Annotated in this window: 14 protein-coding genes; 5 read left to right on the plus strand and 9 right to left on the minus strand. The window is 63.2% G+C overall.

The genetic code is table 11. From position 1 onward, the window contains the following. Positions 1 to 368: 368 nt before the first annotated feature. Positions 369 to 650, plus strand: a complete 282-nt coding sequence (locus MJ8_RS23675) for an Hpt domain-containing protein (protein WP_201411113.1) — start codon at positions 369 to 371, stop codon at positions 648 to 650. Positions 651 to 678: 28 nt separating this feature from the next. Here MJ8_RS23675 and MJ8_RS23680 read toward each other — a convergent pair whose 3' ends face one another. The 8 genes from MJ8_RS23680 to MJ8_RS23715 form a co-directional block, all read right to left on the minus strand. Beyond that, positions 679 to 2,106, minus strand: a complete 1,428-nt coding sequence (locus MJ8_RS23680) for a glycosyltransferase family 2 protein (protein ID WP_201411114.1) — start codon at positions 2,104 to 2,106, stop codon at positions 679 to 681. After that, entirely contained in the window at positions 2,103 to 3,140 is a 1,038-nt protein-coding gene (locus MJ8_RS23685) for a HEAT repeat domain-containing protein (protein ID WP_201415563.1), read from the minus strand. Before MJ8_RS23685 ends, MJ8_RS23680 begins: the two co-directional genes overlap by 4 nt. Before the next feature lie 2 nt (positions 3,141 to 3,142). After that, on the minus strand, positions 3,143 to 4,894 hold the full coding sequence (locus MJ8_RS23690) for a YaiO family outer membrane beta-barrel protein (RefSeq protein WP_201411115.1): 1,752 nt from the start codon (positions 4,892 to 4,894) through the stop codon (positions 3,143 to 3,145). Next, a complete protein-coding gene (locus MJ8_RS23695) occupies positions 4,894 to 5,286 on the minus strand; it encodes a response regulator transcription factor (RefSeq protein ID WP_140748624.1) in 393 nt (130 codons plus the stop codon). The genes MJ8_RS23690 and MJ8_RS23695 overlap by 1 nt, the downstream gene beginning before the upstream one ends. 224 nt (positions 5,287 to 5,510) lie before the next feature. After that, positions 5,511 to 5,903 (minus strand): response regulator, encoded by a 393-nt coding sequence (locus MJ8_RS23700; protein ID WP_201411116.1) that lies wholly within the window; start codon positions 5,901 to 5,903, stop codon positions 5,511 to 5,513. Positions 5,904 to 5,908: 5 nt separating this feature from the next. Beyond that, positions 5,909 to 8,350 (minus strand): ATP-binding protein, encoded by a 2,442-nt coding sequence (locus MJ8_RS23705; protein WP_201411117.1) that lies wholly within the window; start codon positions 8,348 to 8,350, stop codon positions 5,909 to 5,911. Positions 8,351 to 8,802: 452 nt separating this feature from the next. Then, positions 8,803 to 9,297: an RES family NAD+ phosphorylase gene (locus MJ8_RS23710; protein WP_201415564.1), complete on the minus strand. Its 495-nt coding sequence runs from the start codon at positions 9,295 to 9,297 to the stop codon at positions 8,803 to 8,805. 11 nt (positions 9,298 to 9,308) lie between these two features. Continuing rightward, positions 9,309 to 9,659: an antitoxin Xre/MbcA/ParS toxin-binding domain-containing protein gene (locus tag MJ8_RS23715; RefSeq protein ID WP_201411118.1), complete on the minus strand. Its 351-nt coding sequence runs from the start codon at positions 9,657 to 9,659 to the stop codon at positions 9,309 to 9,311. 554 nt (positions 9,660 to 10,213) lie between these two features. Here MJ8_RS23715 and MJ8_RS23720 point away from each other — a divergent pair. Genes MJ8_RS23720 through MJ8_RS23735 form a run of 4 tightly spaced genes read left to right on the plus strand, consistent with a single transcriptional unit; the run spans position 10,214 to position 12,108 of the window. After that, entirely contained in the window at positions 10,214 to 10,684 is a 471-nt protein-coding gene (locus tag MJ8_RS23720) for a hypothetical protein (RefSeq protein ID WP_201411119.1), read from the plus strand. Positions 10,685 to 10,707: 23 nt separating this feature from the next. Further along, complete coding sequence (locus MJ8_RS23725; RefSeq protein WP_201411120.1) at positions 10,708 to 11,100, plus strand: hypothetical protein; 393 nt, start codon at positions 10,708 to 10,710, stop codon at positions 11,098 to 11,100. After that, the gene (locus MJ8_RS23730) at positions 11,067 to 11,651 is read left to right on the plus strand and encodes a hypothetical protein (RefSeq protein ID WP_201411121.1); all 585 of its coding nucleotides are present in this window, start codon (positions 11,067 to 11,069) and stop codon (positions 11,649 to 11,651) included. The genes MJ8_RS23725 and MJ8_RS23730 overlap by 34 nt, the downstream gene beginning before the upstream one ends. After that, positions 11,626 to 12,108 (plus strand): hypothetical protein, encoded by a 483-nt coding sequence (locus MJ8_RS23735; protein ID WP_201411122.1) that lies wholly within the window; start codon positions 11,626 to 11,628, stop codon positions 12,106 to 12,108. The genes MJ8_RS23730 and MJ8_RS23735 overlap by 26 nt, the downstream gene beginning before the upstream one ends. A 199-nt stretch (positions 12,109 to 12,307) precedes the next feature. Here the strand turns inward: MJ8_RS23735 and MJ8_RS23740 are convergent, their stop codons facing one another. Then, the gene (locus MJ8_RS23740) at positions 12,308 to 13,495 is read right to left on the minus strand and encodes an NADH-quinone oxidoreductase subunit D (protein WP_201411123.1); all 1,188 of its coding nucleotides are present in this window, start codon (positions 13,493 to 13,495) and stop codon (positions 12,308 to 12,310) included. Between the last annotated feature and the right edge of the window lie 599 nt (positions 13,496 to 14,094).

A 14,094-nucleotide genomic window follows, 5' to 3' on the forward strand; every position in this document is an offset into this window, starting at 1 on the left:
AATGCGATCTCCGAGTCTCGGATCCGCCTCTTGAATTAATTTCTGCAAACTACGTAATAACCATCCGGTAGATAGCGGTTTTCTTGGTCGTAGCGGGCATCGCTGTCGATACAAGATCGATACGCTAGCTGCTGCTTCGCTCACCCTTTCATTCGTATTCTCTCGTATGGCCTGGCAAACCTAGCGACCGGAAAGCACTAGTTTTCCATGCGAGCGGCGTCCCCATTCTATTCAACAAGAGAATCGATGAACGCATCCTTTCCCAGGACGCGAACGACCGGCTTGAGCCGAAAACTAACTGTCGTTTTTCGGGATAAGTGTGTTTAGATCGTAAACCTTGATCTTTAGCCGGAGCGCCGCCCATCGCAATGGATCCCTTCGCCCCGTTGCGTCAACGTTTCCTCGCCCGCTGTACCGATCAGCTCGCCGAGCTGAAGGCCATTGCGCATCAGGCCGCTCCCCTCCCCGGCAACGATGCGCTCATCCGGCTCGCCCACTCGCTCGCCGGAGCCGCGGGCACCTTCGGCTTTGCGCATATCAGCGCACGCGCCTCCACGCTGGAGACGCTGCTCGTCGAGCAGGCGGATGGAGCAAGCGTACGCGCGGCGCTGGATGGCTTGATCGCCGAGATCGAGCTGACGCTGGCGTGACACGGCTTTGGCCTGAAGCCGCCGGGACCTATTTCTTGGCGGCGCCGAGACCCGTTCTGGTCATCTCGCCCCAGCCCTGGTTGCCGCGCAGATATTGCCACCAGCCTTTCACACGCCAGAAATTGTTGAGCTGCCGGTAGCCGAAATTCTCGACCACGGCGGCGGCCGTCAGCACGGCGAGGTCCCTGGCGCGGGGAAAGCGTTGTAGTTCGGCCTCTTCGAGGATCAGCGAGCAGACGCTGACGCAGACACCATAGGTGAAGATGAGCGCGGTGAAGGCGAGAAGATATTCCGCCGAAAGGATGCCGAGCAGCCAGAAGGCCGGGATCAGGACATAGCCCAGCACCTCCGCTACCGGTCCCAGTACGTCGACGACGAAGATGTGGCCGAAGCCGAGGAACCCAACGCGGCCGTAGCGCGGGTTGAAGAGCATCGAGCGGTAACGGAAGAAGCATTCGAGCGCGCCGCGCTGCCAACGCGAGCGCTGGCGGGCGAGCACGTTCAGCGTTTCCGGGGCCTCGGTCCAGCACACCGGCTCGGGAATGAACTGGATGCGGTATTTGCTTTTTTTGTCACGCATATAGCGGTGAAGCTTGATGACGAGGTCGAGGTCCTCGCCCATCGAGCCCTTGGTGAAGCCGCCCACCGCGACCACTTCCGCGCGGCGGAACATACCGAAGGCGCCGGACACCAGCATCAGCGTGTTGATGCTGCTCCAGGCCAGTCGCGCCATAAGGAAGGCGCGCAGATATTCGACCACCTGAAACAAAGGGAGCAGGCGTCGCGGGAGGTGGACCTCGCGCACCCTGCCCGCCTCGATCTTCGAACCATTGGCGATGCGGATCGTGCCGCCCACGGCAATGGTGCGCTCGGGGTCGTCGATGAAAGGCTGGGCAGCGCGCATTAGCGCGTCGGGCTCCAGGATGGAGTCGCCGTCGATGACGCAGAAAAGCGGCGCGCGGCAGACATTGATGCCAGCGTTCTGGGCGTCCGCCTTGCCGCCATTTTCCTTGTCGACCACGAACAGCCGTTCGGTCATCGGCGAGGAATAGAGGCCGCGGATCGGCTGGTGGGCGAGCGCCTCCTCGTAAGGCCTTTGGAACTTCACCAGCTTGAAGGCATCGATCAGGCGCTGCAGCGTGTCGTCCTTCGAGCCGTCATTGATGACGACCACCTCGAAATTGGGATATTCGAGCGCGAGCATCGAATGGACGCTCTCGACCACGTTCAGCGCCTCGTTGTAGGCCGGCACCAGCAGCGCGATTGGCGGCGCGACGTCGCCATAGCGCTGCCACAGCAACGCCGAGCGCGCCACCGGCGGGCGCTTCGACAGCGCATAGGCGGCGAAGACGAGTTGCAGGAGATAGATCGTCGTCTGCGCCAGCCCCGCCCCGATGATGAACCAGGACAGGACGGTAGCGGCCAGAACGACGTCATGGCTCCAGTCGGCGATCATGGGACCGGCCCCTCGGCAAGAATAAGCGAGGCGGTGCGCTGGCTGCGCGAAACCTCAGCGGAAGCAATCTCGCGCAGCAGCAGCTCTCCCGGCTGGCCGAAGGAGCGCAACGCGTTAGCGGCGGCATAACGCACGGTCCAGACCTCGTCATCCAAGAGCCCGGAGAGCGGCGCGGCAAGGCCAGGCAGGCCGAGGCGCCCCGCGGATTCGGCGGCGGCTGCGCGCACGTCCCAGTCGTCGCTGGCCATGGCGCGCTTCAGGATGGCCGGTGCCTGGGCATGACCAGTCAGGCCCAGCGCCCGCAGCGCGGCGGCGGCAACTTCGGGCGCGGCGTCGCCGGTCAGCCCAGCGAAGAAGTCGGCGAAGCCGAAGCCGCCCGCCTGGGCAAGCGCGTCGATCGCGGCCGCCCTGATGAAGGGCAGGGCGTCCGCGCGCGATGCGTGGACCGCAAGCTCATTGAAGCGCGAACGCGGAAAGCGCCGGAACAGCTCGATCAGGCGGCGCGAGCGCTGCCCCGCCACGCCGATGAAATCCAGCGCGGTGCCGAGCAGGGGCAGGCTGCCCAGATCGCAGAGCGCGATGGCCGCCGCTATCCTGACTTCGCGTGAACGGTCCTGCGCAAGCGCCGAAAGCAGCCTTGCCGACGCATCCTGCGATCCCAGCGCTGCCAGCATCTCGGCCGCGTGTATGCGTTCGGCGACATTGCCTTTCTGGAGCAGCCTGCCAACACGGGCCGGCAGGCCACATTCATTGAAGGCGACCAGCACATCATCCCTCTCCTCGCCGCGCAGCAGCGAAATGAACTCGAAGCCGGCGTCGATCGCCACGCCGGCCGGCACGCCAAGCACCGTTGCCTTCAACGCCTCGCGATCGCGGTTTTCGGTGAAGGCGATCAGCGCCGTCAGCACTTGGCGCCGCTGATCGGCCGCCGCCCTCTCCCTGCGCTCCTGCAGCACACGGCGCGCGATCAGCAGCAGCATGATCACCAGGGACATCCCGCTGAGCAGTATCGACAGGTCCCAGACATACCACATGGTCAAAACCGCGCCGCCAGCCCGAGGCCGAATAGGTTGCGGTCGAAGGCCGGGCGTTGTTCATGCGCGATGCTGGCGCGCAGCGTCAGCGGATCGCTGACATCGAAGGAAATACCGCCGAAGACGGTGCGCGTCGGCACCAGCGCGCCGTCGTCGATCTCGGGAGCGTCGGCATAGCCGGCGAAGACGTTGAAGCGAGGCGTCGCCGCAAAGTCGGCGCGAAGCACATAGCCGTCCGCCCGCGTGCCGATATCGTCCTCGGCATGCACCCAGCGGGCCGAGAGCCCCAGGCGGCCGTCGAGAATGTAGCCCTGGATCCAGGGCTGGATGCTGGTGACGCTCGCATCGGCGAAATTGTCGTAGCGGGCATCGATGTTCAGCGAGAGCGGGCCGAATGCCTTTGCCGGCGCCACGACCTGCCAAGACGCGCCGGCTCCGGCCGAATGGCGTGCCAGGAAATCGGCATTCGGCGTCACTGCGGCGAGCACATAAGCGGAGAAGGCCGGCGTGAAAGCCTGGTCGATGCGGCCCTCGATCTGGACGTCGGCGCGGCCGAAACGCGTCGCCAGCCGGGTGTGGCCGGAAAGCGTTGTGCGAGGCGACAGCCGGTAGGCAAGACCGGCGGAGCTGTCGGTCCAATTGCCCAGACCATTGGTGAGATCGCTGACCTCGCTGCCGACATCGAGCCGCCATTTGCGCGGCGGCGGCACGGCCAGCCTTTGCTCGACATCGGCAGAGCCCGGGTCGATGGCGAGTGCCTGATGATAGGCCTGGCGCGCGGCGTCGTCGTCGCCCTCGGCGCGGCGCAGATCGCCGATCCCGACCAGCGCCTCGACGTTCTGCGGCTCTAGCGCCAGCACACGCCGGAACGACTGCCCGGCCCGCGTGTAGTTGGCCTCAAGCAAGGCGATTCTGCCGTCGAGGCCAAGCGCCTCCACATTGGCCGGCGTGGTCGCCAGAACGCCGTCGACCAGAGCTCGCGCGCGCGGCGTGTCGCCTTGCCAGATCGCCAGGCGCACCTTGCCCAGCCTGGCATCGAGAAGGCCGGGCTTTAGGGCCAGCGCGCGGTCGAAGAAATGGTCCGCCTCGTCGAAACGCTGGCTGGAGCCCAGAACGAGGCCAAGCGCGACTAGGATGTCGGTGTCCTTGGGCGCCAGCTTGAGGGCGCCGCGATAGACTTTCTCCGCCTCAGGGAGCTTGCCCGCCTGGCGCAGGCGCCTGCCCTCTTCCATGAGGCCCGGGATGGGGTTGGGCCGGCGATGCGACATCTTCCCCGCCGCCTGGGTAGAGGCGGCCGGTTTCGGCTTGCCGGCAGCGGATTGTTTCGCCTTACGGATGTTCTCGACCAGCTTTGCGGCATCGGCATTGGCCGGATCGGCCTTGGCGACGGTTTCAGCCAGCGGCAGGGCGGCGTCCAGGTTGCCGGAGCGGAATTCGACCTCAGCCATGCCGAAGGAGGCGTCCCGGTAGTTCGGGGCCTGCGAAAGCGCCTTGGAAAAAGCATCGCGCGCCGCCGGAAGGTCGTTGCGGCCGAGCTCGGCGAAGCCAAGCTGGACCAGCGCGTCGGCATTGTCTGGCTTGAGCGCCAGCGCGCGCTTGAGCAGGTCAGCGGCCTCATCGAAATGTTGCGCTTGCCTCGCCTTCACCGCCGAGGCGTAGAGCTCGTCGACCGTCTGCGCCAGGACCGCGGCCGGGGCGCCGGCAACGGCCAATACCAGGCATGCGGCGAAGCTCAAGCGCCGGCGGCGCCGCATCAGCGCTTCCCGCTCTTGCGCGCGATGAGACGCGCCAGCCGGGCCAAAAGCTCTTCGGGAATGAATGGCTTCACCAGATAGTCGTCGGCGCCCTTGTCCAGGGCCGAGACAATGTCCTTTTGGCCCTTGCGGGCCGTCAGCATGACGACTGGCGTGTCGGACAAAGCCGGGTCCCCCTTGATGCGCGCCAGCACTTCAAGGCCGTCGGCCTTGGGCATCATCGCGTCGAGCACGACGACGTCGGGGGCGTCCTGCCGCACCTTCTCGAGCGCTTCCGCCCCATCGACCGCCTTGACGACCTCGTATCCCTTCGCCCTCAGCCTGAACTCCATCAGCTCAAGCAGCAAGGGGTCGTCATCGCAGATCAGAACTCTTGCCTTCGCTCCATCCACCAGTCCTGCTCCGGTTCCGTCGCCCCCCGGAGTGATCACCCATGGACCTGCATCCGCCAATGCATTCCATGCAGACAAAACCGTCGCAAATCATAGATAAGACCGATTCGCGACGGCCGCATTTCGATGCAATCAGTAGATGAATATCGGCGCAGCGTATAGGAGGCGTAAACACCGGGCCGGGGCTTGCCGACAGGCTTGTCGCCTCGGTGGCGCCCACCCGGCTAGACCGCCGGGCCCCCGGCGCGCAACGCAAGCAGCTTCTTCACGTCACCGGCAAGCGCCAGCGGGTCGAAAGGCTTGGCGATGACGCTCGCCGCTCCCATGGCGAGATAGCGTTCGACCTCATGCGATTGGGTGCGCGCCGTGATGAACACCACAGGTATCGGTGCCGTCGGCTGCGATGCAGCCAGGCGCTTCAGCGTCTCCGGCCCGTCCATGTCCGGCATCATCACGTCGAGAAGGATGAGGTCGGGCTGCCATGCTGCCGCCTCGACCAGCGCCTCGGCGCCCGAAGCGCAGGACCGCACCTCGAACTCGGGCTCCAGCTCAAGCGACATCTGGGCTATTTCGCGGATGTCGTCCTCATCATCCACATAAAGGATCTTTGCCGGCATGAGGGTCACTCCTTGACTTGCGTAATGGCTCCCGCACCGTTGAGGGTCGAAACCAGCATGTTCCTGACCAGTCTTGCAACGTCGATCTCGGACGCCTTGGTCTTGGTCATGATCGCCTGGACCCGATCGCCCAGCTTGTCGTCCAGCTCCGCCGCCGAAAACACGATGACCGCTGTTTCGAGCGGCAGAGTGGCAAGCAGATCCAGTCCCGATCCGTCCGGGAGCGCGATGTCGAGGATGACCAGATCGAAGCGATGGCTGGCGATCGCCTGCTGCGCATCCTTCAGCGTTTTCGCCGAGGTGATCGAGACACCCGAGCCCAGCCCTTCCGACATCACCGCAAGCACACCCTCGTCGTCCTCGACATGCAGGATCGTCGGCTTCGGTTCCACCCTGCGGCCGACGATCTTGCCCATGGCGGCGTGGAGGCGCTTCGGATCAACCGGCTTCTCCAGCCAGTCGATGATGCCGACCGCTTTGCCGTTCAGCGAACGCCTGGCCTCGTCGGCGACAGCGGAGATGACGATGACGGAAATGTCGGAATTGACCTGCGAGGCCCTGATGTCGTGGAAGAGCTTGATGCCGGATTCCCCCGCCAGCTTGATGTCGAGCGTCAGCGCCACGTAATCGCGGGAGCCGAGGAGAGCCTTGGCGGTGTCGATGTCGGGGGCAACGTCGCTGGAGAAGCCTTCCGCGTCGAGAAGCGCGGCGATTACCGCGGCGACGTCCGGCTCGTCCTCGCAGATCAGGACACGCAGCCGGCCATCGCGTTTGCGTGACCGGCGCTCGACGATGACCGGTTTCGCCTCCTGCTTCTGCGCTTCGGCAAGGTCGACGTGAAACGACGTTCCCTTGCCTTCCTGCGTTTCGAAGGAAACGGCGCCACCCAACTTTTCCACGATGGTTTTGACGATGCTCAAGCCGAGACCCGTGCCGCCCTTCCTGCGGGTGCTGGACGCGTCGGCCTGCTCGAACTTACCGAATATGCGGCTGCGGAATTCCTCCGGAATGCCGGCGCCCTGATCGATCACCGAGATGCGCAGCATGCCGCCCTCACGGCGCTGCAGCTTCACCATCACGGTGCCGCCGTGCTCGGAAAACTTTATCGCATTGGACAGGAGGTTCGCCATCACCTGATGCAGGCGATCCGGGTCGATATTGGCCTCGGCGCGCGGCGCGTCGTCAACCAGGACAATGCGTATCCTGCTCTCGGCCATGTAATTGGAGCTTGCGGCGATGGCCTGCTCCAGAACCGGGCGCACGGGCATCTGCTTGATCTTGAAGCTGATGACGCCAGATTCGATCTTCTCCATGTCCAGGATGTCGTTGATGAGAAGAACGAGCCTCTCGCTGTTGTTGTGAGCGATGTTGACCAGATTGGCCGCCTTGGGAGGCAATTCGCCCGCAACGCCCGCCGCGATTAGCCCGAGCGAGCCGCGGATCGACGTCAACGGTGTGCGCAGCTCGTGGCTGACGGTTGAGATGAAGTCGTTCTTGAGCTGGGCGTTTTTCTTCTGCTCGGTGATGTCGCGGTTGTAGGTGATGACGCCGACGATCTTGCCGGTCTCGTCGCGGAAGGGAGCCTTCAATGTATAGAGCCAGCCCTGGCTGCCGTCCGGGAAGAGCGCGGGCTGATCGATGCGCGATGTCTGCCCCGTCTCCAGCGTGCCCATTTCATCCTGCCTGAAGCGTTCGGCCACGTCCTTCGGATAGAAATCGAAATCCGTTTTGCCGATCAGGTCCTCGGCCGAGGCGGCACGCATCATTTCCGCAGTGGCCGGGTTTGCAACCACGAAGCGGCCGGCGGCATCCTTCACGTTAAGGCAATCCGGCAGCTCGCTGACCATGGCGCGGTAGATCATGTTCGACATTGCGAGATCGCGCCGCCGCTGCTGCCGGTCGAGCAGCACGCCGATAATGAAGGTGCCGAGAAACCGGAACAGGAGGGATGGAAGCGTGCTCTGCTGAACGAAGCCCGCGAGGACCTGCTGAGGGATGACCGCAAGGGTGATCAGCCCGGCGAGCGCCACCGTCACGCCCAGGCCAAGTATATCGAGCATGGTGCGCGATCGGGCTGCGACGACATGGTGCCAAGCAAGCCCCACGACGGCCGTGATCAGGATGCTCATGATCCCTACGCTGGCGCCCTGCCCGCCAAGATAGACGCGGTAGGCGATCGAGCCGCCGGTAGCGATTAGCATAGCCGGCCATCCGCCGAAGAAGGCGGCTGCGCCGATGAAGGCGGCCCGCAGGTCGACGACGAAACCTGAGACGGACAAAGCCGTCGCCATGGAGATGACCGAGCCGGCGCACATGACCAGGCCGAGAAGCAGCGACTGTATCAGCCGTGGAAGGCGTCCGGTAAAGTCAGCCACAAGATCCCAAGCGACCACCAGGATGGAGACCAGGGCAAGGTTAGCGAGGAGCGAGTGCCATATCTCGGACATGACTTCCGGCTGCTTTTTTCAAATGAATACCCCATAAAACCTATCCGAGATCTAAACGCCTGCCCGTGCCGCCACAGTCCCCTGCTCACGGCACCAGGTCCTCAGCGACATCGTCCTTGCGCCGTTAACCGCCTCGGCTGGAATAGCGCGGGCAAGCAGCCTCTCCTTCGACAAGTCCGAAGTCCTCAAGCATCCAGGCTTCGACACCTGACGCAGAGTGTCGAGCCCGAACTGCGACAGACTGTTTTTGGTCATCCATAGCTCGCCCGGCTTCGGGCCCCGCGCGGCTGCGGGCGGGCGGGGGGCTGCCAGATATCTTGTGCGTGAGGCCGTGATGATGAAACGGAGAACATGGCATGGCCATCGAGAAAGAGCTTCTGGACCGTTTGCTTGCGGATCGCGATCGGAGGATCTGTTCAGCTACGCGGCAAGGCGGGCAGCGGCCGGCTTGATCAACCGAGCCGGTGCTCGTCGTCGATCAGCTCGAGCCTGGATGGGGTAACCTCACCCCATCGCCACAGAACGAGATTGAAGTCGCCGATTGCGACGCCTTTGGCGAAGCTCGGCACGAGCAGGCCACTGTAGCCTTGCGCGACCAGCGCGCGGGCAAATCGTTGCGTATGCGCCTCGCCATAGTCTCTCATCTGATCGCGCCATGTCGGATCAGCGAGGGCCATCGCGTCGAGACCCATTGCTGCAAGAGCAGTGGCGTCGCGCGCATCGAAGACGGCCTCGATCTCGGCACGATAAGCGACCAGCGTCGTCGGCTGCAGGTCGCCAACTTGGTTGGCTTCGCGCAAAGCCGTCAGGACAGAGGTCGACGCATAGAGCGCCGGCATGCCTTTCGGGCTGAAACGCCCTCCATAGAGCTCCGCACCCCGTCCCGACATAGGCTGGCGGGCATACACCGGATTGAGGGCGCGGTAGAGCCGGCCCGAATAGGTGATGGCGGCAACCGTCAGGCGTAAATCCCCGCATCGACCGCGTCGATGAAGTCGAGGACCTCACTGGCGCGGCCCTCTCGAACGAGCTGCATCGCGGTCTGTCCCGAAAATCCCGGCAGCGGCTCGGACCGATACCAGGCATAGGCCATGAGCGCGGAGCCAAATCGCGGCTCGACCTTGTTCACGATTTCCACCATTTCGCGCAGGCGACGCTGCGTCTTGTCTGAGCGCACCCGCTCCCGCCGCTGGACCGCGTCTTTGCCCAGACCAGCGGTGCGCGCAATCTCCTCGCTCGTGGTGCGGAAAGCGTCTGCAATCTTCTTGGGTGCGAACAACCCGTCATCCGCATATCGTGCCAGGCCCATTGCAGCACCTCCATGCGCTGCCAGGAAATATGACGCAATATGGCGTCAGCATTGCCGGCATTTCAAGAGCTGCTCATTTCTGGCTCGCAACGCCCAGCAAGGGACAGATCTCTAGGTCGCGCAGTGCCCGCCTTTAGGAAGTGCGCTTCACAAGTCATGCCCCTCGGTGCCGATCAACTCGATCAGTTCTCGGGCTGGCTTCTCCGAAATGCGCCACGTTTGTTGAGTTCCAATAATCCGCCGCGTCGAGAGCCTGTCGGCGAGTGGCCTGACACGCAAACGCGCCATCCTCGGCCGGGAAGCAGGGAGTGGCATCACGAAACAATCGATTTTTTGGCCCGCCAATTCGAAAAACCGTATATGCAAATATAAATTGATATAAATCAAACGAACGGATCGGTTTATCTCTGGCATGCAACCGGCGACAACCTGTGGTTATCGTCGGTTTCTTTCAAGTTGCTCTCTGATATTGTTTCAGTTAACGCTAAATTAACCACGACAAATGAAAGATAACCCGACTTGAGCCGCATCATACGGCTCGAAAGAGGGGCTCAATGAAGTTCGTTCGTGCCGCCACGGTTGCGAGTCTGCTGGCCGCCTGCGCCGGCCAGACGGCGTCGGCCGCCACCGGAAACGTGCTGTTCAACGGCACGGTCACCGCGACCTGCACCATCACGATCAACTCCAACGGCACGATGACCGTGAGCAGCAATCTTCAGTCGCTGAGCTCGCACAACGCCGGCGGCTCGGCAGGTAGCGCTCAGGTCGATACGACAGGCGGCGTCACGCTCAGCGTGGACCCTGTGACCACGACGACCGTGCCGGCATCGGACACGACGGCAACGACATGGACGCCCACCTTCGCCACTTCGGGCGCGCAGACGATTGCCGAAACCGGCACCGCGACCGCGCTGACTGTGCCGGGCACATCGACGGTGGCGGTCAATCTCGCCGGCACCAAGAGTGGCACGAACCGGTTCTCCGCCGGCAACTACCAGGCAACGGTGACGCTGCGCTGCGAATAGCCCTTACGCGAAAGGAGCGGTCCTTGAGAAGAATTGCAATTCTGGCGGCAGGCCTGATCGCCGCGCTGTCTCCAGTCGCGGCGACCGGCCAGTCGATGACGCCTATGCGGGGCGAGGTGCGATCCTTCACAGATGCTTTCGCCGTCCGCGTCTTTCCAGGCAACCCGTACAACCAGCGCATCCGCGTCGAGGTCCATGTCTACGACCAGGATTTCCAGCCCGTCGCGGCGAGGATCACGCCGGCCGCCTTCCTTCTTGCCGGCCAGGCGTCGCGCCCTGTCCTGGTGGTCGTGCCGTTCGACGGCGCGAACGAGCGTAAGGTGCGTATCTGTGCCGAGAGTATCCCCTTTCCAAGCGAGCAGACCCAAATAAGGGCACAGATATGCGGAAAGTTCTTCGGGCATCGCAGGTTCTGACCTTGTCCTTGCTGCCCGCCCTGGCTGTCGTCAGTCAGGGGCTTGCCGAGGATATCCTGAACCTCAACCAGAACCAGACCGGTTTCAGCCTGCCCGGCGTCAGCTTGCCCCAGGGCCAGGACGAGGTTCATGCCAGCGACGGCACGACCTGCCGCTCGGCCGTTTCCGGCAGCGGCGCCTATCTCGACCTCGGCGTCATCCGCGGCAACAACAACAGCAACCAGGCCAACGGCGACATCGCCACTTATGGCCGCGTGGTGATTCCGATCGGGCGGACGCCGAAACGCGTCGATTGCAGCCGCCTCTATGAGCTGGAAGTCGAGCGCCTGCAGCTTGAATTGAAGCTCCTCAAAATGGGCGTCGGCGCCGACGGCCAGACGACGGGGAGTGTGGCCGCTTCCCCGCCCCAGGGCGCCGCACCGCAAGCCAGCGCGGGCCACGTCAGCTCTGTCCAAGCCAGCGCTGCCCAAGTCAAATCAGAGGCATGGGCCAACGAAGGCTGGACCATCAGAGGCACGACCGGCAGTGAAAAGAAAAAGAAGCGGAAATAGCCCTGCGCTGTTGGCGCTGGCAGCAGTTGCCGGTCTCTGCCTCCCGGCGCAGGCGGCGATCGTCGGCACCTGCACGATCATGATCGGCGCATCGGGAACGATGAAACCGAACCCCGCAATCAACATCTTCGGCTCCAAGCAGGCGGGCGGATCGAGCGCCGGTGCCACCATCACCGCAAGCTCGCTTCTGTGCACGGTCCTCAACCTGTTGGACTGCTATTCCGTATCCGCACCGGCGCCGATCGCCTTCAGCTCGGCGCCGAGCGGCGGCGACACCGACGTCACTTTCGCCACCGTCTTCCGGCTCGACGGCTCAGGCGTGGACATTCCGGGCAGCTCGCCGCAAAAGCTGACCAACGGGACCCATACGATCCAGGTCGATCTGACCGCCACGAAATCCCCCGGTATCTTCCCGGCGGGCAGTTATCAGGCCGAGGTCATCGTCCGGTGTGAATGATACTGCCGGGCACGGGCGAGCAGACATAACCGCGTCCTGCTGGCGAAGGCCACCATGATGTCCGGAGGCCCCCTTCAGGCTTCTGCGGGCCGAACCCAACAATCAGTATTGGATGAGGCTGTGGCAGAAGAGGAGAGCGGAGCCAGCTACGCCGACTAATGCTGCAGTGTCTCACTTCAATGGCCGGCAGCCGCGCAGCCTATCTGTCGACGTCTCCCAGCACGATGTCGATAGATCCGAGGACAGCTGTGACATCCGCAAGCAGGTGACCGCGGCAGAGCAGATCCATCGCCTGCAGGTGCGCGAAGCTCGGCGCCCGCAGCTTGCAACGGTAAGGCTTATTGGTCCCGTCCGCGACCAGATAAACGCCGAACTCGCCTTTGGGCGCTTCGACCGCTGCATAGACCTCCCCGGCGGGCACGCGAAAACCTTCCGTGTAGAGTTTGAAATGATGGATCAGCGCTTCCATCGAGCGCTTCATCGCGGCACGATTGGGCGGCACGATCTTTCCGTCCGGATTGGAGATTGGCCCGGGGCCTTCCTTCACCAGCAGATCGACACATTGGCGCATGATTTTGGCCGACTGACGCATCTCTTCCATGCGCACGAGATAACGGTCGTAGCAGTCGCCATTCTTGCCCACCGGAATGTCGAAGTCCATTTCCGAGTAGCATTCATAGGGTTGCGCCTTGCGCAAATCCCACGCGGCGCCTGAGCCGCGCACCATCACGCCTGAGAAGCCCCACCCCCAAGCGTCAGTCTCAGAGATCTGGCCGATGTCGACGTTGCGAAGCTTGAAGATTCGGTTGTCGGTAAGCAGCCGATCGAGGTCAGCAAGGGACTTCAGAAACGGATCGATCCACTTGCCGATATCCTCTACGAGATCCGGCGGCAGGTCCTGGTGGACTCCGCCGGGTCGGAAATAGGCGGCGTGCATGCGAGAGCCTGAGGCCCGCTCGTAGAAAACCATCAGCTTCTCGCGCTCTATGAAGCCCCACAGGGGTGGCGTCAGCGCACCGATATCCAGCGCCTGTGTGGTGACGTTCAGAAGGTGGGAAAGGATGCGCGATATCTCACTGTAGAGAACACGTATCAATTGCCCGCGCCGCGGCACGGTCAAACCCGTGAGTTTTTCGATTGCCAGGCACCAGGCATGCTCCTGGCACATCGGCGCCACATAATCGAGGCGGTCGAAGTAAGGCAGGGCTTGGAGATAGGTCTTGTATTCAATGAGCTTCTCGGTGCCGCGGTGGAGCAGGCCTATGTGAGGGTCGACGCGCTCGACCACCTCGCCGTCGAGCTCGAGCACAAGACGAAGCACACCGTGCGCCGCCGGATGCTGCGGGCCGAAATTGATGTTGAAATTCCTTACGGCGGCCTCGGCCATGATAGTTTTACTCCGAGTGGCGGGCGCCGAACCCGGAAATCACGCTGATGTTCCCAAGCTCGCATGCGCTGCGCACCATGATCGTCACGGACATCTCCGGGCCCATAGTTTACCCCCCCCTAAGTAGGAAAGTGACGGGCCCGTCGGCTTCCGTCGGCGGGACCTTTGTCGCCTGGAACCTTTGAGCCAAGCAGTGGTTTGCAGGCGGCGACGCGTCTGATGGCCAGGCAGTTGTCGTCGCGGTCGGGCTTGCATCAAGCCGACAGGAGCCCGCAGCACGCTCCCTTGGCTGCGGGCTCTTACGAAAGTCGCAGGGGACGGCCGAGGAAGACTCCCGAAGGCAAGTATCTTCGGGTTGAACTCACTATTAGCAAGTAAGGCTATCCGATGGTCCTGAGTTCAGGCCGTTTTTCTCGCAGTCTGCACACAGTCGAGAACCTTCAGATAGCGCCAAGTTCTGCCCCGGAAACCATGCACCGAAGCAAGCGCTCGGAACAGGTTGCACGCGTTGTGCGAGAGCAGTCCACAAGCTAAATGCGGCACCGCTTGCGCGCGCTCCCGATTTTTCGCTCGGAAGGATGGCTACCCGAGCACTTGCG

Origin of the sequence: Mesorhizobium sp. J8, from assembly GCF_016591715.1 — a bacterium.
GTDB lineage: Bacteria > Pseudomonadota > Alphaproteobacteria > Rhizobiales > Rhizobiaceae > Mesorhizobium.